Raw genomic sequence first — 17,921 nt, 5'->3', positions numbered from 1 at the left:
GAAGGACTCCCGATGACCACCGGACTGCTGCCCGTCGACGGCGCCACCCTCCACTTCGAGCAGCGCGGCACCGGCCCGCTGCTGCTGATCTCGCAGAGCGGCGAGGGCGACGCCGGGCGCAGCGTCGACCTGGTCGACGCGCTCGCCGACGACTTCACGGTCCTCACCTACGACCGCCGCGGCCTCTCCCGCAGCCTCCTCCACGACGCCGGCCGGCCGGTCACCCTCGCCGACCACGCCGACGACGTGCACCGCCTGCTGGCCCACGTCACGGACCGGCCCGCGCTGATGCTCGGCTGCAGCTTCGGCGCGGTGATCGGCCTGCACGTGGCCGCCGAGCACGGCGGGCAGCTGGGCGCGCTGATCGCCCACGAGCCGGTCGCCCCCTGGCTGCTGGACGCCGAGGCCGCCGCCCACCGCGACGAACTCGCCCACCTGCAGGACCTGTTCGCCGCCGACGGGCTGGCCGCCGCGCTCCCCGCGATCGCCGCCTCGCTCGGCATCGACCCCGCCGAGCAGGACACCGAGCCCGGTCTCACCCCGCAGCCGATGGACGAGCGGCGGCGCGCCAACTTCGCGCACTTCATCACCGCCGAGTTCACCGCCCTGCGCACCGACCCGGGCTGCCGCGACCGGCTCGCCGCCACGTCCACCCTGATCGTCCCGGCCGCCGGGCGCACCACCCCGGCCACGGTCTTCGACCGCCTGGCCGCCGACCGGCTGGCCGGCCTCGTCGACCGGGAGGTCACCCTCTTCCCGGGCGGCCACAACGGCAACACCACCCACCCCCGGGCCTGGGCCGAGCAGCTGCGCCGCACCTTCCTCGACGCCGGGGCCCGGCGCTGAGGCGCCATGGCTCAGCGCCGGACACGGGGCTCGGCGCCGAGCCGCGGGGCTCAGCGCTGAACGACGGTGGCGCGGACGACCTTCCCGCCGCGCACCCGCACCGCCCGGACGTCCGTGCACAGCCGGGTGACCACCAGCAGCCCGTACCCGCCCGGGCCGGGCGAGCCCGGCCGGTCGGCGGCGACGGGCAGCAGGGGGCTGGTGTCGCGGACCGCGATGTCGACCCGTGCCCCGCTCAGCCGGACGACGAGCCGGCACGGGCCGGGAGCGTGCACACAGGCGTTGGCGAGCAGTTCGGCGACCACCAAGCCGACGTCCAGGCGGGTCTGGGGGCGGAGCTGCGTACGGTCGGCGCACCGGTCGAGGAAGTGCTCGACTTCCCGTCGGGCCGTCCGGACGGTGCCGGGGCGGCCGTCCAGGTCGAGGCTGAGCTGCGGGGTGCGGGGCACTCGGGCCATCTCCCCGTTCGTGGGCGGTATCCGGGCGCCTGCCCACGAACGGGCACTCCATGCCGGTCAGCCTGCCTCGACCTCCTCCCGCAGCCGGCCGAGGGTCGCGCTGAGGATCCGGGAGACGTGCATCTGCGAGACCCCGATCCGTTCGGCGATCTGCGACTGCGTGCGGTCGCCCCAGAACCGCAGCAGCAGCACCTGCCGCTCGCGTTCCGGCAGCCGGTTGAGCAGCGGCCGGACGGCTTCGCGCAGGTCGACCAGGTCGAGGGCGGCGTCGCGGACCCCGATCCGGTTGACCAGGGCGCTGCCGCCGTCGTCGGTGTCGTCGTCGCGCAGGGCGTCGAGCGAGTCGGTGCGGTAGAGGCGCCCGGCGGCGAGGCCGGCGGCGACCTCCCCGGGGTCGAGGTCGAGGTCCTTGGCGAGCTCCTCGGGGGTGGGGAGCCGGCCGAGTTCCTGTTCGAGGCGGTCGGAGCCGCGCGCGACCATCAGGTAGAGCTCCTGGACGCTGCGCGGAACCCTGACCGGCCACGAGGTGTCGCGGAAGAACCGCTTGATCTCGCCCGAGATGGTGGGGATCGCGTAGGTGACGAACTCGACGCCGCGACCGAGGTCGAAGCCGTCGACGGCCTTGATCAGGCCGACGGTGCCGACCTGCAGGATGTCGTCGAGCTCCTCGGGGCGGTGCCGGAAGCGGCTCGCCACGAAGCGGACCAGCGGCATGTTGAGTTCGATGACGGTGCCGCGCACGTAGCTGTACGTGGCGGTTCCGGGTTCGAGTGCGGCGAGGCGGCGGAACAGCGCGTCGCTGAGTTCACGCGCCTCGGTCTTGCCCATGACCCGCATCTCCTGCGGGGTCGGGCGGTACATCGGGTCGATTTCGACCGGGCTTGCAGGGGCCGACACGGGGGCCATCTCCTGAGCTTTCCGGCTGCCCACGTCCGGTCGCGGCGGCGCTGAACGCCGGCCTGCGACGGGCTGGGAGTCCGTGGGCCCGACTGCTTCAGGCGACGGCTTCCCGGCACAGAGAATGTGCCATGGGGTCGGCCGCGCGAGGTGTCGCACACCGGGCGCACCCGACAATCAACTCTTACCCGGCCTCGAACCGCGTACACACGATTTCTCGTCCCGCTCCCGGGGTAGGCGGATCAAGGGCCGTTCGACAGCGAGCGCCCGCTCGCCGAGGCCCTCGGACACGGAGAGCCGGTGCCGCGATGACCGTTCCCACCCCTCCCGACCCGGACGTCCGCCCGCCCGCGCCGCCGACCGATCCGCCGCTGCCGAACCCGCCGGGCCCGGGGCCGCTGCCGCCGGAGCCCGTTCCGCCGGACCCGCAGCCCCCGATCCCCCCGGAGCCGCCGCGCCCGCCGCAGCCGGACCCCACCGCCCCGTGACCGGACGCGTACGCTGGGTCGGGTGACCGACCTGACTCCCCCGCCGCTGATCGCGGTCGTCGGCAGCCTCAACCTGGACCTGGTGGTCCCCGTGCGGCACCATGCCGCGCCGGGCGAGACGGTGCTGGGCGGCGACCTGGTGCGGCATCCGGGCGGCAAGGGCGCCAACCAGGCGGTGGCGGCCGCGCGGCTGGGCGCGCGGGTGGCCCTGGTGGGCCGGGTCGGCGCCGACGACGCGGGCGGGCTGCTGCGCTCCGCCGTCCGCGCGGCCGGGGTGGACGTGTCGCACGTGCGCACCACCGAGGGCACCCCGAGCGGCCATGCGCTGATCACCGTGGACGAGCGGGCCGAGAACGCGATCACGGTCAGCCCGGGCGCGAACTCCCGGCTGGCCGCCGCGGACTGCGAAGCGGCCTCCGACCTGCTCGCCGCCGCGGCGGTCACCCTGCTGCAGCACGAGGTGTCCGCCGAGGCCGACCACGCGGCCGCCCGGCTGGCCGGCGGGCTGCTGGTGCACAATCCGGCGCCAGCCCTGAGCGGTCGTCAACTCCCGCCAGGGGTGGACGTCCTGGTCCCGAACCGGGCCGAACTGGGCGCACTCACCGGCCGGCCGGAGCCGGTCACCCGCGGCGAGCTGGTCGCGGCGGCGCGCGAACTGACCGGCGTGGGAGCCGTGGTGGTGACCCTCGGCGCCGACGGGGTGCTGCTGGTGGACAGTTCCACCGACCTCCACCTGCCCGCGCACCCCGTCGACCCGGTGGACACCACCGCGGCGGGCGACTGCTTCTGCGGCGCCCTCGCCGTCGCCCTCGCGGAGGGCCGCCCGCTCGACCGGGCGGCCCACTGGGCGGCGGTCGCGGCCGCGTTGAGCACCACCCGGCACGGCGCCCAGCCCTCGCTCCCCACGCGCGCAGAGCTGGACGCCGTCCTTTCCGGGCCGCCCCGCCCGGTCAGGATTAGGAGGTGATGGTGAACGGCTCCCCGTAGACGCTCCAGGACAGCGGGGTCTTCAGGTCGAAGTTGCCCTCCTTGAGGAACTTCCGCTGCTCAGTGCTGACCCGCGTGGTGTCGCTGTGCGCCTCCTCCTTGCGCATCTCCGCCTCGCGCGCGTCGAGGAAGGCGTTCAGGTAGGTGGTCTCGTTGCCGCCCTGCGCCGGCGGCTTGGCCTTGGCGAGGGCCGCCGCCCGGATGGAGGCGAGGCCCTCCGGTCCGTGCATCACCGCCGCGTCGTAGTACGCGAACTGGCCGAGCGCCCGCAGGCCGTCCGACTTGGCCCGCGCGACGGCCGGGTTGAAGTACACCCGGTCCCGCTCCGACTCCTGGGTCTGGGTGAACACCGGGTCGGTGGCCGCCTGCCGCCACGCGCCGGGGAAACCCGGGTCCAGGCCCTGGTGCGAGTCAGTGCCGTCGACCGCGCGCAGCGCGGGCAGGTAGGAGGCAAGCACGTTGCCGGGCTTCTTGGCGGTGTACGCCTCGACCAGGTCCAGCATGTCGCCGGTGCCGGAGCAGAAGCCGATGATGCCGGCGGTGTAGCCGCGGCCGTCGTTGATGTCCTCGATGTAGGAGAACTGGGCCCGCCAGTCCAGCGAGGAGTTCTCCGCGCTGGAGACCAGCTTCATGGCGATCTCCTTCTTCGCCGGGTCGTCCAGGTTGACGCCGCTGGACGGCGGCGTGCTCGGCGGGGTGGTGGTCGAACCGCCGCCGGGGCCGTACACCTCGACCTCCCACAGCGAGTAGCCGTACGAGGTGCCGCGCTGGGTGCCGTAGACCCGCAGGTAGCGGCCGGTGCCGCTGACCGTGAGGTCGTCGGTGGCGCCGTCGCCGCTGGTGGTGGAGTAGATCTGCCGCCAGCTGGAGCCGTCGTCGGAGAGCTCCACGCGGTAGGCCTTGGCGTACGCCGCCTCCCACTTGAGCACGACGCGGTCGACGCCGGTGCCGGCGCCGAGGTCGATCCGGATCCACTGGTTGTCCACGCCCTCGGCGCTGGCCCAGCGGGTGGTGCCCGAGCCGTCGACGGCCTTCGCGCCGCCGTAGCTGCTCGTCTCGGTAGAGGAGACGGTGACGGGCTTGTTCAGGGCGAGGTTGGTGGTGGCCGCGGTGGCGGGCGAGAGCCCGGCGACCGCGGTGATCAGCAGGCCGGCGGCGACGGCCGTGGCAACGGCGGTTCCGCGCTTGCTTCCGATGAAGGACATGCCACTCCTCTTGGGGGACGGGGATGGGCCTGGTGCTCGCGCGCGCATCAATTAAGAAAGTTTCCTAACCGATGTCGAGCGAGCGTAGGGCCCACCTGCCGCCGACCGCAATGCCTTGACACCGACCGAAGTTGGAAATCCCCCGCCCCAACCCCGCCACGACCGGCCCTTCCTGATGCCCAGCCGCCTGCCGGCAGCCGTGGCGAAGAAGGGCACTCGCCGGACCCGAAACCCGGATGCACCGGCGCTGCTCCGTTCGGCAGGATGCGGTGAGCCGACGAACAAAGAGAGAAGGTCCGATGTCGAAGTACGACATGCTCGTCGTCCTGCCGCCGATGCCGCCCAAGCAGTACCGCACGGCGCTGGTCGCCGCCCTCGCGCCGTACAACAGCGACCTCGAGGTGCCCCCGTACCGGAACTACGAGTCGGCGGATCCGAACAGTGTGTACTGGGTGCGGATGAACAAGGAGCGCGGCGTCCTGCCCGACCGGGCGGACCTCGGCTGGAGCGAGGTCGCCGACCTGATGAACGCCCTGACCGGAAGCGTCCCCGGCGACCACGGCCACCTGTACGTCGACGATGCCGGACACGGCTACCACCTCAGCACCTTCAACCCTCGCGGCGAGTGGGACGGCCTGACCCTGCGGATCGGAGGCCCGCGCCTGCTGCACCGGCCCGACGCCGCCGGGGACCCGCGGCTGGAGAAGCACGCGTACGGGGACGTGCCCCAGGACCGCGACCTGCTCCGCGGCCTTCCCGGCCGGTGCGACGGTGGGCCGCGCGGGCTGCTGGACTTCGAGGCGCTGCGCGCCGCGCACGAGCGGCTCGCCGGGGAGCGGCACGACGCCTGGGCGGCCGGAGGCGACGCGCCGTCGGCGTGGCTCTTCCCGTTCACCGCGGACCGGGCCGAGAACCTCGCCCAGGCCCGGGCCAACGCCGTGCCCGGCTACGCGCTGCTGCGGCTCGACGGAACCTGGACCGACAAGTGCGACGACGGCTACCTGCCGGAGGCCAACGCCTACCTGGACGCCCTCGACCCGGAGTCCGTGGTGCTGGACGTGTGCTGCCACTGCTGACGGACAGCTCGGTCCGACTTGGACTGTCAGGCCATCGTGGAAGACTGCGGCCCATCATGAGAACCGAAGTCCACGTCTTTGTCGCCGACGGCCCGCTCCCCGACTGGGACTCCACTGAAGAGGAGATCGACAGGCGCTGCCTGCAGTTGGACGCGATCACCAGACCTGTCACCGCTGAGGAGGCCCATGCCCTGGCGGCCTGCTTCGGACCCGACGACTGCTATGGCGTCGGCTGGACGCTGATTCACCTCATCGAAACAGCCCCCGGCCCGTTGCCCGTCATCCCCCGTCCCAACGCCGATACACCCATCTGGGACGTCCCCTGGGGGCGGTGGCACGGCCACGACGACGAGGAGCTTGACGACGAGACACCGTGAGGTGTCCAGGGAGAATCTGTCGCGAGCACTCCAGTGCCCTCCGGATACCACTCAGCCTGTCGCCCGGAACGGGTCGGGCGGGCTCAGAGGGTGATGACGATCTTGCCGGCGGTGTGGCCCTCCTGGCTGAGGGCGAAGGCTGCGGGGAGGTCGGCGAGCGGGAAGGTGGCCGCGACGTCGACGGTGAGGTGGCCGGTGTCGGCGAGGCGGCCGAGTTCGGCGAGGTCGGCGCCGTCGGGGCGGACCCACATCCACTGGCCGCCGGCGCCGAGGACGGTGTGGTCGGCGATGGAGGCGTGCCGGCCGCCGTCGGCGAGGACGGCGAGGGTGGTGTCGAGGACGCCGCCGACGAAGTCTGCGACGACGGTGACCCCGTCGGGGGCGAGGGCGCGGACGCGGTCGGCGAGCCCGTCGCCGTACTCGACGGGCTCGCAGCCGAGAGCGCGCAGCCGCTCGTGGTTGCGCGGGGAGGCGGTGCCGATGACGCGGGCGCCGCGGGCGCGGGCGAGCTGGACGCCGAGGGAGCCGACGCCGCCGGCGGCGCCGTGCACGAGGACGGTGTCCTCGGCGCCGGTGCCGAGGCGGGTGAGGAGTTGGTGGGCGGTCAGTCCGGCGAGCGGGAGTCCGGCGGCCTGGGCCCAGTCCAGCGCGGCGGGTTTGGCGGCGAGGGCGCGGACGGGCACGCTGACGTACTCGGCGAAGGTGCCGCCGTGCACGTAGTCCTTGCGGGCGTAGGCGATCACCTCGTCGCCGACGGCGAACTCGGGGACGTCGAAGCCGACCTGCTCGACGGTGCCACTGACGTCCCAGCCGGGGACGACGGGGAAGACCACGTCCATCAGGGCGTCGAGCCCGCCGGCCATGATCTTCCAGTCGACGGGGTTGACGGCGGCGCAGCGGACCTTGACCAGGACCTCCCCGGGCGCGACCTTCGGCAGTGGGAGCCGGGTCTCCCGGAGGACCTCCGTCCCGCCGTAGCCGGGGTAGGCCATCGCCCGCATGGTGTTGTCGGCCATCGTCGTGCCCTCTCGGTGTGCTGTCCGCAGCCCCCGCGCCCCCATCCCACCACGGCGGACCGCCGGTGCCGCGCAGGACGCGCTACGGTCGGCGGGCCATCAGGTGGGTGTCGAGGTAGCCGCGTTCGGACTTCGGGTCGAACTGCAGGCGGGCGACGGCGATCAGCCCGGCGTCGTCCAGCAGGTCGGCGAAGCGGTCGATCGGCCAGGCGTAGGCGGGTGCCACCTTGTGGTCGAAGCGGACCGGTTCCTGCCCGTCCGTTCCGAAGAAGGAGGCCAGCAGCAGGCCGCCCGGGGCCAGCACGCGCACCTGCTCGGCGAGCAGCGCGGGCACCTCCGCGGGCGGGGTGTGGATCATCGAGTAGTGGGCCAGCACGCCGCCGAGCGTGCCGTCCTCGATCGGCAGCGACTCCATCCGGGCCTCGTCGTAGCGCAGCTCCGGGTGGGCGCGCCGGGCGTGTTCGACCATGCCCGGGGAGAGGTCGAGGCCGAAGGCGTCCAGCCCGTGGTCGTTCAGCATCGCCGTCAGGTGTCCGGGTCCGCAGCCGAGGTCGGCGGCGCGGAGGTTGCCCGTCCCGCGGACCAGCTCGGCGAAGGTGGTGATCATCGCCCGTGCGAACGGGTGCTCCTCCAGGCGGCGGTCGGAGAACAGCGACGCGTACAGCTCCACCACCCCGTCGTAGGCCGCCCCGGTCTCCTGCTGGTGTCCCCGATGCCCTTGATGCTCCTGATGCTCCGTCACGGGAGGGACGCTAGCGCACCCACGCCGGGGTCCAAATGCCGGCAGGGTCGGGGCGGGGGGCGAGGGCGGCGAGGTGGGTGCGCAGCGCGGCCAGCGCCGGGTGCGGGTTGTCGCGGTGCCAGAGCAGGGAGTGCGGGTAGACCGGCGTCGGGTCGGTGATCGGGATGCGGCGCAGGCCGTGGCCGGTGGGCCAGACCAGGCGGGTGTGCTCGCCCATGAAGGTGGCCAGGGCCGGGGTGTCGGCGACGGTGTCGAGGAGCGCGTCGGAGCCGAAGTTGGGGCCGGTCGCCTCGATGGTGAGGCCGAACTCGGCCCGCAGGTCGTCGTAGTAGGCGGCCCACTCCGTGCCGGGGACGATGCCGGGCATCCAGATCCGGTGCCCGGCGAGCCGGGCGAGGGTCACCGAGCGGGCGCCCGCCAAGGCGTGCCCGGGGCCGGTGAGCAGGTGCAGCGGCTCGTCGAGCACCCGGACGGAGGCGATGTCGGGCGGCAGCGGCCGGCCTGGCACGGCGACGGCGCGGAAGGACGCGTCGATCGTGCCGGAGCGCAGCGCGGCGACCGCCGTCTCCACGTCGAACAGCATCACCACGTCGAGTTCGACCTCGGGGTGCGCCTGGTGGAAGCCGCGCATCAGGCCGGACGGCGCGACCCGGGAGGCGATCACGTCCACCCGCAGCGGCCGGTGGCCGACGCGCACCGAGGCGACGGCCCGCTCGGCGACCCGCAGCAGCTCGCGGGCGTGCGGCAGGAACGCCTGCCCGTCGATGGTGAGCTCTGCGCCGCGCGGGGTGCGGGTGAACAGCCGGACGCCGAGGCCGCGCTCCAGCGCGGCGATGCGCTTGGAGACGGCCTGCTGGGTGAGCGCGAGCTCGTCGGCGGCGTCCTGGAACCGGCCCGAGTCGGCGGCGGCGACGAAGGTCCGGACGGTGTCGAGGTCCATCCGGCCACCCTATGGCCACAACCACTGGTTGTGCCTTCGCGGCCCCGCGGTTGTTTGATCTGCGGTTCGGGCGCCGGGTTGGATGCTTCCGGGCGCGTGCGGGTTGTGGTGGAAGGAGGTGGCGGGCATGGGCGGCGGGCTGCGCTTCGGGTGGCTGTGGAGCGCGTACGGGGCGAGTGCGCTCGGCACCTGGCTGGCGTTCGGCGCGTTCCCGCTGATCGCCGTCCGGGTGCTGCACGCCGGACCGGCCGAGGTCGCCGCGCTCGCCTCGGTGGGGGCGGCGGTGGGCGCGGTGGCGGCGGTCCCGCTCGGGCCGTGGGTGGAGTTCCGCCGGAAGCGGCCGGTGCTGGTCGGGGCGGACCTGGTGCGGTGCGCGGCGCTGCTGACCGTCCCGGCGGCGTACGCGCTCGGGGTGCTCACCTTCGTCCAGCTGCTGCTGGTCTCGGTGGTCGTCGCGGCGGCCGACCTCACCTTCCGAGCCGCCTCCGGCGCGTACCTGAAGTCGATGCTGCCGGGCGAGGAACTGCTCCTCGCCAACGCCCGGTTCGAGTCGACGGCGTGGACGGCCACGATCGTCGGGCCGCCGCTCGGTGGCGCGGCGATCGGGCTGCTCGGGCCGGTGGCGACGGTGGCGGCCGACGCGGTCGGCTACCTGCTCTCCGCCGCGGGCATCCGCCTGGCGCGCGGCGAGGAGCCGCCGCCCCCGCGCCGGGACGCGGAGCGGCCGCGGGCCGCGGAGCTGCTCGACGGCTGGCGGCACCTGCTCGCCGACCGGGCGCTGCGGCCGCTGTTCCTCAACACCGTCCTCTTCAACGGCCTGGTGCTGGCCGCCGAGCCGCTGCTGGCCGTGCTGATGCTCGGCCGGCTCGGCTTCGCGCCGTGGCAGTACGGGCTCGCCTTCGCCGTGCCCTCGCTCGGCGGGCTGCTGGGCGCGCGGCTGGCCCGTCCGCTGGCCGCGCGCTTCGGGCAGCGCCGGGTGCTGGCCGTCGCCGGGGCGGTGCGCGCGCTCTGGCCGGTCGGCCTGGCCCTCGTCGGGCCGGGCACCGGCGGGCTGCTGCTGGTGACGGCCGTCGAGTTCGGACTGATCCTGAGCTGCGGCGTCTTCAACCCGCTCTGCGCCACCTACCGGCTGCACCGCACCCCGGCCGACCGGGTCACCCGCACGCTCACCGCCTGGTCGGTGACGACCCGGGCCGCGACCGCGCTGCTGACCGCCGGCTGGGGCGCCCTGGGCGTCCTGCTCGGCCCGCGGGCGGCCATCGCCCTGGCCGGTGTCCTGCTGCTGGCCACCCCGCTGCTGCTCCCCCGCCGCGCCCACCGGGCCCCGCTGCCCGGCCCTGCCGCGGAGGCCCTGAAGGCGTGACGGCACCGGGCGGCCGCGGCCGGTCCGGACGGACCGCACCTCCTGCGGCGGTTCGGTCCACCGTTCTCCCCCGGCCTGGCGGGTGTGCTTCCCACCGCACCGGGTAGACGCCGGGCCCCGGTACGGAGGAGGCGGGACGATGAGCGAAGCCCCGGCGGCCGCCCTGTTCGACGTGGACGGCACCTTGGTGGACACCACGTACCTGCACACCCTCGCCTGGTGGGAGGCGCTGCGGCAGTACGGCCACGACGTGGACGCCGCCCGCGTGCACCGCGCCGTCGGCATGGGCGCCGACCAGCTGCTCGACCACCTGCTGGGTGAGGACCGCCGGCACGACGACGACGAGGCGGTCACCGCCGCGCACCTGGCGCTGTGGGCGCGGTCCTGGCCGTCGCTGCGACCGTTCCCCGGCGCCGCCGAGCTGCTGCGCGAGTGCGCGCGGCGCGGCTGGCGGGTGGTGCTGGCCACCTCGGCGTCCGCGCGCGAGGCGGAGGTGCTCCGCCGGGCGCTGGACGTGGACGACGCGCTGACGGCGGTGACCACCGCGGACGACGTGGACGCGAGCAAGCCCGCGCCGGACCTGGTGCACGCGGCCCTGGAGCGGGTCGACGGGGTAGCGGAGCGGTCCGTCTTCGTCGGCGACGCGCTGTGGGACGTGCGGGCCGCCGGTCGGGCGGGGGTGCGCTGCGTGGCGGTGGAGAGCGGCGGCCTGTGCTCCCGCGAGCTGCGGGCGGCCGGCGCGGCCGAGGTCCACGCGGACGTCGGCGCCCTGCTGCACGCCCTGGACGACAGCCTGCTGGCCCGCCCGCCGGTGGCCGGACTGGTCGGCCACCGGGCCTGACCGGCAGTCGGCGGTCAGCTGCCGACCCGCTCCACGAAGGCGAGCAGGTCGGCCTCCACCTCGGCGCGGACGGTCTCGTTCAGCACCTCGTGCCGGGCGCCCGGCCAGACCCGCAGCGTGACGTCGGTCAGGCCGGCGGCGTGCAGCCGCTCGACCAGCGTCCGGACCAGCGCGAGGCCGCCGTGCAGCGGGTCGGCCTCGCCGACGGTGAGACGGACCGGCAGGTCGGGGCGGATCCCGGCGAGCCGGCCGGGGTCCGCGAAGGCCCGGGCGGCGGTGAACATCGCCCGGTTGGCGGCCGGGTCGAGGCCGAACCCGCAGGCCGGATCGGCCAGGTAGGCGTCGACCTGCGCCTCGTCGCGGGAGAGCCAGTCGAACGGGGTGCGCGCGGGCGCGAACGGCGCGTTGAACGCCGACAGGTCCTGCGGCAGGTCGAGGTCGACCAGCAGCTCCAGGACGTCCAGCAGCGTGGTCCCGGAGAGCACCAGGCCGGCGATCCGGTCGCCGCGGTCCAGCACGTACTGCTGCGCGGCGAAGCTGCCCATGCTGTGCCCCAGCAGGACCACCGGCAGCCCGGGGTGGTCCCGGTGGGCCCGCTCGACCAGCAGGTCGAGGTCGTCCACCAGACCGGCCCAGCCCTGCGCGCCGATCCGGCCGAACGCCTCGCTGTGCGCCGCCGTCGCGCCGTGGCCGCGGTGGTCCTGCCCCTGGACGGCCCAGCCCGCGGCGGCCAGCGTACGGGCCAGGTGGTCGTAGCGCCGGGCGTGCTCGCCGACCCCGTGCGAGAGCTGCACCACCCCGCGCGGCCGGCCCGCGGGCGTCCAGCGGTGCACGGTGACCGGCGTGCCGTCGCGGCCGCGGACCACCTCGGCGGTACGGACGACCTCGGCGGGGCGGCCCGTTCCAGCGGAGTGGCCGGCTTCGGCGGGGCGGCCTGCGTCAACCTGTTCGGCTTCGGTCGGCGGGACGGAGGGTGACACCGGCGAACTCCTTCGGACGCGTACGGGGGGCCTCGACGGGAGACCATCCTGCGGCCGCCCGGGCCGCCGCGGCACCGGTACGGCGCCCAGAGTTTCCGCCCCCGTGTTGTGACGCGTCACAGCCGGCGGCCGCCCCGCCCGACACCCTCCGCCGCCTCGCGTGCCGTCCTCGGCACCCTGCCCCACAACGGGACTCCCCCGTCCGCGGCCGCCCCTAGGATGACGCCCTGTCAGACCCCGGAACGCCGCACGGCACCCCCGCAGGAAGGCACCGCCTGTGACCGAGCACAGCCCCGACGAGACCGTCGGCCCGACCATGGCCGAACGGATGCTGGCCGAACTGCCCCGGCTGCAGGAGGAGATCACCGCCCGCCTGCTCGCCGAGCAGCCCGTCTACCGGCGGCTGCCCGGCGAGCAGCTGGAACGGGACGTCCGCCGGGTCACCGAGCAGAGCCTGCGCGGCATCGCCCAGTCCCTGCGCACCGGCCGGCCGCTGGAACCCGAGTGGCGGGCCTTCCAGCGCGCCTCGGCCGCCCGCCGGGCCGAGGAGGGCGTGCCGATCGAGGCGGTGGTCGACGCATACTACCTCGGCGCGCAGGTCTGCGTCGACTTCCTCGCCACCCAACTCCCGCCCGAACAGGTCGGCTTCGCCTACCGGGCGCTGCTCACCGGGCTGCGCGTCACCGTCGCCGAGGTCACCGCCGGCTACCTGGAGGAGCGGCAGGCCCAGGTCGGCGAGAGCGGCGCCGCCCGCCACACGATGCTCGCCGCCCTGCTCACCGGCACCGACATCCACACGGTCGCCGCCCGCACCGGCACCGCCCTGCCGCCCGCCTACCTGGTGCTGAGCCTGGCCATCGGCGCCCACCGCGACGAGGCGCGCGAGGACGTCGACGGCGAGGTCGCCGCCCGGCGCAAGATCCGCCGGATCCGCGCCGAACTCGACCGGATCATCGGCGCCCCCGTCCTCGCCCAGTTCACCGCCGGCGAAGGCCTCGCGCTGCTCCCCCGCACCGACCCGGACGCCGACCACCGGACCTGGCTGGACACCGTCCTCGCCGACCTCGGCCGCGCCGCGAACGTCCCGATCACCGCCGGCGCCGCACCCGGCCCGCCCGAGCGGGTGGCCGACGCCGCCCGGCTGGCCGCCGAGGTCCGGGACACCGCCCTCGCCTTCCGCCGCCCGCCCGGCGCCTACCGGCTGGACGACCTCCTGATCGAGCACCAGCTCACCCGCCCCGGCGCCGCCCGCGACCGGCTCGCCGCGCTGCTCGCCCCGCTCGCCGCCCACCCCGACCTGCTGCCCACCCTGCGGCTCTACCTGGAGTGCGGCCACAACCGCCGCGAGGTCGCCGCCCGGCAGCACATCCACCCCAACACCGTCGACTACCGGCTGCGCCGGATCGCCGCCCTCACCGGCCTCGGCCCCGCCGACCACCACGGCGGCATCACCCTCACCGCCGCCCTCGCCGCCCTGGACGCCGCCGCAGGACGCCCCGGCCCTCCCACCGCCTGATCATGTGCTCGTCCCACACCCTCCGCCGCCGAGGGTGTCGCCGACCGCCATGGCCCGCCGCCGGGCCGCGTAGTCGAATCGGATCATGACCCCCACCCCCGTCGTGCCGTACCAGCGCTGCCGTTGGTGCCGCACCCCGCACTCCGGGCAGCGCCTGCTCTGCGGGACCTGCGGCTCCACCGACCTCGACGACGCCTACAGCCCGGGCCTCGGCCGGATCGTCCGCCTCACCGAGGCCTCCCGCCGCCACGGCCGCCCCAAGCACCGTTGCCTGGTCGCCGTCGACGAGGGCTTCACCGTCCCCGCCGTCGCCCACGGCCTGCTCCCCGGCGACATCCACCTCGGCCTCCGCGTCCGCCTCGAGGACACCCCGGACCCCACCGCCCGCGGCTTCGTCCTCCACCTCCTCGACACCCCCACCGCCCCCCACCGCTGACCGACCTGTCACCGGCACACGGCACACTGCGGGGATGAGCGACACCCTGAACCCCGAGGGACCGCACCCCCGCTGGGTCGGGTCCATGGGCGGCCATCTGATCGTCGTCCCGGTCTCCGCGCTGCACCGGTGGGGAGGCTGCACCGAGGACGCGGTGATCCTCGGCGGCGCCGGCGACCCCGACGACTACGACCGGGCCTGCGCGGTCGACGGCTGCGCCGCCGTCATCGGCCTGCGCGGCGGCGGGACCCCGACCGCCCTGGTGCTGGGCGACGCGCCCTCGACGAGCTGCTACCTCCCAGACCGCACCGCCTTCGTCCGGTGGCTCGCGGCCGACTCCGACGCGGAGCTGTTCGCCGCCGCCGCGGCGGTGCTGGACGACCCGGCGACGCCGTGGGAGGAGTGCGGCGTCTGGGAGACCGACGGCCCCGCGGTGCTGATGGACTCCGCCGTGTCCGGCCAGGACCTCGGCGTGCCGTACCCGGGCGGCTCGGGCCTCCCGGAGGAGGCCCCGGTCCCCGTCCCGCCGGGGCGCTGGCGCGTCCGCGCGTTCCACCGGTGGGCCGACGGGTCCGCCTGCGTCGGCGTGGTCCAGCTGCTCCCGGAGGCCGCCGCCCACCACCGCTGACTCGACCGGTCAGGGGGCGAGCCATTGGGCGGTGACGGCGAGGAGCATGCGGACGCCGGCGTCGAGGGTGGGTTCGGGGACGGGGGCGTACTGGGGCGAGTGGTTGGTGGGGACGTCCGGGGGGAAGCCGCCGGTCTGCACGGAGGCGGGGTGGTGGCCGGCGAAGGCGGCGGGGTCGGTGCCGCCGAAGTGCCAGAAGACCGAGGGCACGCCGAGGGCGTTGCCGAACACGCCGAAGTCCTCGCTGCCGGTGAACGGCGCGGGCAGCGTGAACACCTGCCCGTCGCCGAGCGCGGCACGCAGCCCGGCGAGCACCCGCTCGGTGGCCTCCGGTTCGTTGACGGTGAGCGGCAGGGTGCTGATCGGGGTGAACTCCGGAGCCTTCGGCGCGCCGGAGGCGGCGGCCTCGGCCTCGACGATGCGGTGGACGGCGGCGAGCACGCGCTCGCGGACGCCCTCGTCGACGGTGCGGATGTTGAGTTTGAGCTCGGCCTCGTCCGCGATGATGTTCTCCTTGGAGCCGGCGTGGATCGAGCCGACGGTGACCACGGCGGTCTGGCCGGCCGGCACCTCGCGGGAGACCACGGTCTGCAGGCGCAGCACCACGGCGGCGGCCATCACCACGGGGTCGACGGTGTGCTCGGGCGAGGAGCCGTGGCCGCCGCGGCCGAACAGGCGGACCCGGTAGCTGTCGGAGGTCGCCATGATCGCCCCGGGCCGGGTGAACGCGGTGCCGGCCGGGAACGGTCCGACGTGCTGGCCCAGGCAGACGTCCGGGCGCGGGAAGCGCTCCGCGAAGCCGTCGGCGATCATCGCCTCCGCGCCCTCGCCGCACTCCTCGGCGGGCTGGAGGACGGCCAGGACGGTGCCGCGCCAGGCGTCCCGGTGCGCGGTGAGCCGCTCTGCGGCGCCGAGCAGGCAGGTGACGTGCACGTCGTGCCCGCAGGCGTGCATCAGCGGGACCTGCTCGCCGTCGGCGTCGCGGCCGGTGGCGGTGGAGGCGTACGGCAGGCCGGTGGCCTCGCGGACGGGCAGGCCGTCCATGTCGGCGCGGAGCAGCAGCACGGGGCCGTCGCCGTTGCGCAGGACGCCGACCACGCCGGTGCCGCCGACGCCTTCGCTGGTCTCCCACCCGAGGGCGCGCAGCTCCGCGGCGGCGATGCCCGCGGTGCGGTGTTCCTGGAAGGCGAGTTCGGGGTGGCGGTGCAGGTCCCGGTAGATCTCGCCGAGCCGCGGCAGCCGCTCGGCCAACCCCTCGGCCAACCCCGAGGCCGGCTCTTCGGCCGGCCGCGAGCCCGGGGCGGTCGGTGTGTCGGCACGGTCGGCGGCGGTCATGGGCTCTCCTCGGCGCGCGGGGACGTCGTCGGCTACCAGGAAAGCGTCCACGGGCCGCGTTGAGAAGATGCCCCCGGTCCCGGAGGCCCGCTACCGGCCGGAGCGGTGGTGGTCCGGTGGGCCGCGCAGCTCCTGGCGGACGGCCCAGGCGACGGAGACCGCCGGGACGGCGAGGGCGGCGCCGATCACGCCGCCGAGGACGGCGCCCGCGGCGACGGACAGGGCGACCGCGACGGGGTGGATCCGCACGGCCCAGCTCATCACGAGCGGGTGCAGCAGGTGGCCCTCGATCTGGCCGATCACCACGATCAGGGCGAGGACCAGGAGGGCCACGGCGGGCCCGCGGGTGGCGAGGGCGACCAGGGCGGCGACGGCCAGGGCGACGGGCGAGCCGATCAGCGGGACGAAGGCGGCGAAGAACTCCAGCAGCATCAGCGGCAGCGCGAGCGGTACCCGCAGCACCAGCAGGCCGATGCCGACCAGGATCGCGTTGGTGCCGGCGATCAGGAACAGGCCGCGGGTGTAGCCGGCGAAGGTCCGCCAGCCGGTGCGGCCGACCCGGCCCCAGGTGGATCCGGCGCGGGGGCCGAGCTGCTGCTGCGCCCAGCCCCACATCCGTTCGCCGGAGTGCAGGAAGAAGGCCGAGCAGAAGAGGGCCAGTGCCAGCACGGTGCCGGCCTCGACCAGCCGTCCGGCGCTGTGGAGCGCGGTGTCGACCAGTTGGCCGCGGTGCTCGGTGACGAAGCTGCCGATCCGGTGCTGCAGGTCGCTCACCGACCCCTCCTTGAGGTGGAACGGTGAGCCGGACAGCCAGTGTTCGATCCGGTCGACGCCGCCGTGGATCTCCGTGCCGAGCCGGCCGGATTCGGCGGCGACGGCGGTGCCGACCGCGAAGCCGAGGCCGATCAGCACCAGGGCCGCACCGAGCAGGGTGAGCAGCACGGCGAGCGCCCGGGGCATCCGGCGGCCCAGCAGATCGGTCAGCGGCCGCAGCACGGAGGTGACGACCAGGGCCAGGAACAGGGCGACGACGGGCAGTTCGAGCCGCCCGAGCACGATGTACGCGGCGTAGGCCGCGGCGCCGACCGCGAGCAGCCGCCAGGCGTACCCGGCGGCACGCCGCAGGCCGGGACCGGTCCGGTCGCCGGTGCCGTTGCGCGCCGCGACCGGGCGGTAGGGGCTGCCGACCGCGCGTGGCCGGCGGCTGCCGAGCGGGGCACGGACCGGACGGCGCCGGTCAGGTCGGGGTGATCCGGGCACGGCCTGCCCCGTTCCTCCGGCCGCGCCGTTCCAGGTACGCCCGGATGCGGCCCAGGTCGCCGCGTATCCGGCGGCGGAGCAGGCCCAGCACGGCCGTGCCGTGCTCGGGCGTGTCGAGGGGATCCTGCGTGCTGCCCACTGCCACGGTGGCTCCTTCGTCGCCGGTCGGACCGCCGGGCGTCTGCCCCGGTCGCGGCGCGCGCATGCGGGTTTTCGCGCCCGCCGTGCGGGCAGGCGCCGGTCGAGGGGGGTTCGGAGACGGTCGCGATCCCCAGGAGGTGAGGACCATGGGACGGCTGAGCCTGCCGCTGATCAGCGGGCCGGACACCGGGTTGGTCGTACCGGCGGTCCAGCTGACCGGGCTGATGCGCGCACTGGCCGACGAGTGGGAGCGGTGGACCGAGGACGCCGATTCGGGTCTGGACGCCGGCACGGTGCTGGCGCTGGCCGGCGTGCTGCGGCAGCTCGGCGACCAGATCGACGTGGAGTGCATCTCCGCCGTGTCCGGCGACTGACCGCCCCGACACGGC

Annotated in this window: 20 protein-coding genes and 1 pseudogene; 10 read left to right on the top strand and 11 right to left on the bottom strand. The window is 75.1% G+C overall.

The window, feature by feature from the left end; all coding sequences use genetic code 11:
- The first annotated feature begins 12 nt into the window (after positions 1 to 12).
- On the top strand, positions 13 to 846 hold the full coding sequence (locus ACGFX4_RS09850) for an alpha/beta fold hydrolase (RefSeq protein ID WP_393071483.1): 834 nt from the start codon (positions 13 to 15) through the stop codon (positions 844 to 846).
- Between the two features lie 50 nt (positions 847 to 896).
- On the opposite strand, the gene ACGFX4_RS09845 is transcribed toward ACGFX4_RS09850, so the two are convergent.
- A complete protein-coding gene (locus tag ACGFX4_RS09845) occupies positions 897 to 1,304 on the bottom strand; it encodes an ATP-binding protein (RefSeq protein ID WP_393071482.1) in 408 nt (135 codons plus the stop codon).
- Positions 1,305 to 1,361: 57 nt separating this feature from the next.
- The gene (locus ACGFX4_RS09840; RefSeq protein ID WP_393071481.1) at positions 1,362 to 2,210 is read right to left on the bottom strand and encodes a SigB/SigF/SigG family RNA polymerase sigma factor; all 849 of its coding nucleotides are present in this window, start codon (positions 2,208 to 2,210) and stop codon (positions 1,362 to 1,364) included.
- Positions 2,211 to 2,735: 525 nt separating this feature from the next.
- Here ACGFX4_RS09840 and ACGFX4_RS09835 point away from each other — a divergent pair.
- On the top strand, positions 2,736 to 3,656 hold the full coding sequence (locus ACGFX4_RS09835) for a ribokinase (protein WP_393071618.1): 921 nt from the start codon (positions 2,736 to 2,738) through the stop codon (positions 3,654 to 3,656).
- Here ACGFX4_RS09835 and ACGFX4_RS09830 read toward each other — a convergent pair.
- Together ACGFX4_RS09830 and ACGFX4_RS09825 are read right to left on the bottom strand one after the other, a co-directional pair.
- Entirely contained in the window at positions 3,646 to 4,404 is a 759-nt protein-coding gene (locus tag ACGFX4_RS09830) for a chitosanase (protein WP_393071616.1), read from the bottom strand. The genes ACGFX4_RS09835 and ACGFX4_RS09830 overlap by 11 nt on opposite strands.
- A 66-nt stretch (positions 4,405 to 4,470) precedes the next feature.
- Positions 4,471 to 4,881, bottom strand: a pseudogene (locus tag ACGFX4_RS09825) (discoidin domain-containing protein); the annotation flags it as partial.
- Between the two features lie 299 nt (positions 4,882 to 5,180).
- Between ACGFX4_RS09825 and ACGFX4_RS09820 the strand changes: the two are divergent.
- Together ACGFX4_RS09820 and ACGFX4_RS09815 are read left to right on the top strand one after the other, a co-directional pair.
- Positions 5,181 to 5,957 (top strand): hypothetical protein, encoded by a 777-nt coding sequence (locus tag ACGFX4_RS09820; RefSeq protein WP_393071480.1) that lies wholly within the window; start codon positions 5,181 to 5,183, stop codon positions 5,955 to 5,957.
- A 56-nt stretch (positions 5,958 to 6,013) separates the two neighbouring features.
- Positions 6,014 to 6,334: a hypothetical protein gene (locus ACGFX4_RS09815; RefSeq protein WP_393071479.1), complete on the top strand. Its 321-nt coding sequence runs from the start codon at positions 6,014 to 6,016 to the stop codon at positions 6,332 to 6,334.
- Between the two features lie 83 nt (positions 6,335 to 6,417).
- Here ACGFX4_RS09815 and ACGFX4_RS09810 read toward each other — a convergent pair whose 3' ends face one another.
- The 3 genes from ACGFX4_RS09810 to ACGFX4_RS09800 all read right to left on the bottom strand — a co-directional run bounded on the left by ACGFX4_RS09810 (position 6,418) and on the right by ACGFX4_RS09800 (position 9,032).
- Entirely contained in the window at positions 6,418 to 7,335 is a 918-nt protein-coding gene (locus tag ACGFX4_RS09810; protein ID WP_393071614.1) for an NADP-dependent oxidoreductase, read from the bottom strand.
- A gap of 97 nt (positions 7,336 to 7,432) precedes the next feature.
- Positions 7,433 to 8,092: a class I SAM-dependent methyltransferase gene (locus tag ACGFX4_RS09805; RefSeq protein ID WP_393071478.1), complete on the bottom strand. Its 660-nt coding sequence runs from the start codon at positions 8,090 to 8,092 to the stop codon at positions 7,433 to 7,435.
- A gap of 10 nt (positions 8,093 to 8,102) precedes the next feature.
- A complete protein-coding gene (locus tag ACGFX4_RS09800) occupies positions 8,103 to 9,032 on the bottom strand; it encodes a LysR family transcriptional regulator (protein ID WP_393071477.1) in 930 nt (309 codons plus the stop codon).
- A gap of 127 nt (positions 9,033 to 9,159) precedes the next feature.
- On the opposite strand from ACGFX4_RS09800, the gene ACGFX4_RS09795 reads away from it, so the two are divergent.
- Together ACGFX4_RS09795 and ACGFX4_RS09790 are read left to right on the top strand one after the other, a co-directional pair.
- Positions 9,160 to 10,395, top strand: a complete 1,236-nt coding sequence (locus ACGFX4_RS09795) for an MFS transporter (protein WP_393071476.1) — start codon at positions 9,160 to 9,162, stop codon at positions 10,393 to 10,395.
- A gap of 139 nt (positions 10,396 to 10,534) precedes the next feature.
- On the top strand, positions 10,535 to 11,236 hold the full coding sequence (locus tag ACGFX4_RS09790; RefSeq protein WP_393071475.1) for an HAD family hydrolase: 702 nt from the start codon (positions 10,535 to 10,537) through the stop codon (positions 11,234 to 11,236).
- Positions 11,237 to 11,250: 14 nt separating this feature from the next.
- On the opposite strand, the gene ACGFX4_RS09785 is transcribed toward ACGFX4_RS09790, so the two are convergent.
- Entirely contained in the window at positions 11,251 to 12,216 is a 966-nt protein-coding gene (locus ACGFX4_RS09785) for an alpha/beta fold hydrolase (RefSeq protein ID WP_393071474.1), read from the bottom strand.
- Positions 12,217 to 12,493: 277 nt separating this feature from the next.
- Here ACGFX4_RS09785 and ACGFX4_RS09780 point away from each other — a divergent pair, with 277 nt between their 5' ends.
- The 3 genes from ACGFX4_RS09780 to ACGFX4_RS09770 all read left to right on the top strand — a co-directional run bounded on the left by ACGFX4_RS09780 (position 12,494) and on the right by ACGFX4_RS09770 (position 14,796).
- Positions 12,494 to 13,732, top strand: coding sequence for a PucR family transcriptional regulator (locus ACGFX4_RS09780; RefSeq protein WP_393071473.1), 1,239 nt, complete (start codon positions 12,494 to 12,496; stop codon positions 13,730 to 13,732).
- An 85-nt stretch (positions 13,733 to 13,817) separates the two neighbouring features.
- The gene (locus ACGFX4_RS09775; RefSeq protein ID WP_393071472.1) at positions 13,818 to 14,168 is read left to right on the top strand and encodes a hypothetical protein; all 351 of its coding nucleotides are present in this window, start codon (positions 13,818 to 13,820) and stop codon (positions 14,166 to 14,168) included.
- A gap of 34 nt (positions 14,169 to 14,202) precedes the next feature.
- The gene (locus ACGFX4_RS09770; protein WP_393071471.1) at positions 14,203 to 14,796 is read left to right on the top strand and encodes an Imm21 family immunity protein; all 594 of its coding nucleotides are present in this window, start codon (positions 14,203 to 14,205) and stop codon (positions 14,794 to 14,796) included.
- A gap of 9 nt (positions 14,797 to 14,805) precedes the next feature.
- On the opposite strand, the gene ACGFX4_RS09765 is transcribed toward ACGFX4_RS09770, so the two are convergent.
- The 3 genes from ACGFX4_RS09765 to ACGFX4_RS09755 form a co-directional block, all read right to left on the bottom strand.
- Positions 14,806 to 16,131, bottom strand: a complete 1,326-nt coding sequence (locus ACGFX4_RS09765; RefSeq protein ID WP_393071470.1) for an amidohydrolase — start codon at positions 16,129 to 16,131, stop codon at positions 14,806 to 14,808.
- 90 nt (positions 16,132 to 16,221) lie between these two features.
- Positions 16,222 to 17,391 carry an AI-2E family transporter gene (locus ACGFX4_RS09760; RefSeq protein ID WP_393071469.1) on the bottom strand — a complete coding sequence of 390 codons (1,170 nt, stop codon included), beginning with the start codon at positions 17,389 to 17,391 and terminating at the stop codon, positions 16,222 to 16,224.
- Entirely contained in the window at positions 17,369 to 17,536 is a 168-nt protein-coding gene (locus ACGFX4_RS09755; protein WP_393071468.1) for a hypothetical protein, read from the bottom strand. Before ACGFX4_RS09755 ends, ACGFX4_RS09760 begins: the two co-directional genes overlap by 23 nt.
- 142 nt (positions 17,537 to 17,678) lie before the next feature.
- Between ACGFX4_RS09755 and ACGFX4_RS09750 the strand changes: the two genes are divergently transcribed.
- Positions 17,679 to 17,906 (top strand): DUF6213 family protein, encoded by a 228-nt coding sequence (locus tag ACGFX4_RS09750; RefSeq protein WP_393071467.1) that lies wholly within the window; start codon positions 17,679 to 17,681, stop codon positions 17,904 to 17,906.
- Positions 17,907 to 17,921: the final 15 nt, after the last annotated feature.

This window comes from Kitasatospora sp. NPDC048365 (assembly GCF_043200835.1).
Lineage (GTDB): Bacteria > Actinomycetota > Actinomycetes > Streptomycetales > Streptomycetaceae > Kitasatospora > Kitasatospora terrestris.
The sequence above is the reverse complement of the archived record's forward strand: the minus strand, read 5'-3'. Positions and strand labels throughout refer to the sequence as shown.

Coding starts and splice junctions, on each gene's coding strand:
- ACGFX4_RS09800 (WP_393071477.1), bottom strand. CDS start 9,032: ATGGACCTCGACACCGTCCGGACCTTCGTCGCCGCCGCCGACTCGGGC.
- ACGFX4_RS09765 (WP_393071470.1), bottom strand. CDS start 16,131: ATGACCGCCGCCGACCGTGCCGACACACCGACCGCCCCGGGCTCGCGG.
- ACGFX4_RS09790 (WP_393071475.1), top strand. CDS start 10,535: ATGAGCGAAGCCCCGGCGGCCGCCCTGTTCGACGTGGACGGCACCTTG.
- ACGFX4_RS09770 (WP_393071471.1), top strand. CDS start 14,203: ATGAGCGACACCCTGAACCCCGAGGGACCGCACCCCCGCTGGGTCGGG.
- ACGFX4_RS09795 (WP_393071476.1), top strand. CDS start 9,160: ATGGGCGGCGGGCTGCGCTTCGGGTGGCTGTGGAGCGCGTACGGGGCG.
- ACGFX4_RS09810 (WP_393071614.1), bottom strand. CDS start 7,335: ATGCGGGCGATGGCCTACCCCGGCTACGGCGGGACGGAGGTCCTCCGG.
- ACGFX4_RS09840 (WP_393071481.1), bottom strand. CDS start 2,210: ATGGCCCCCGTGTCGGCCCCTGCAAGCCCGGTCGAAATCGACCCGATG.
- ACGFX4_RS09775 (WP_393071472.1), top strand. CDS start 13,818: ATGACCCCCACCCCCGTCGTGCCGTACCAGCGCTGCCGTTGGTGCCGC.
- ACGFX4_RS09815 (WP_393071479.1), top strand. CDS start 6,014: ATGAGAACCGAAGTCCACGTCTTTGTCGCCGACGGCCCGCTCCCCGAC.
- ACGFX4_RS09850 (WP_393071483.1), top strand. CDS start 13: ATGACCACCGGACTGCTGCCCGTCGACGGCGCCACCCTCCACTTCGAG.
- ACGFX4_RS09750 (WP_393071467.1), top strand. CDS start 17,679: ATGGGACGGCTGAGCCTGCCGCTGATCAGCGGGCCGGACACCGGGTTG.
- ACGFX4_RS09845 (WP_393071482.1), bottom strand. CDS start 1,304: ATGGCCCGAGTGCCCCGCACCCCGCAGCTCAGCCTCGACCTGGACGGC.
- ACGFX4_RS09820 (WP_393071480.1), top strand. CDS start 5,181: ATGTCGAAGTACGACATGCTCGTCGTCCTGCCGCCGATGCCGCCCAAG.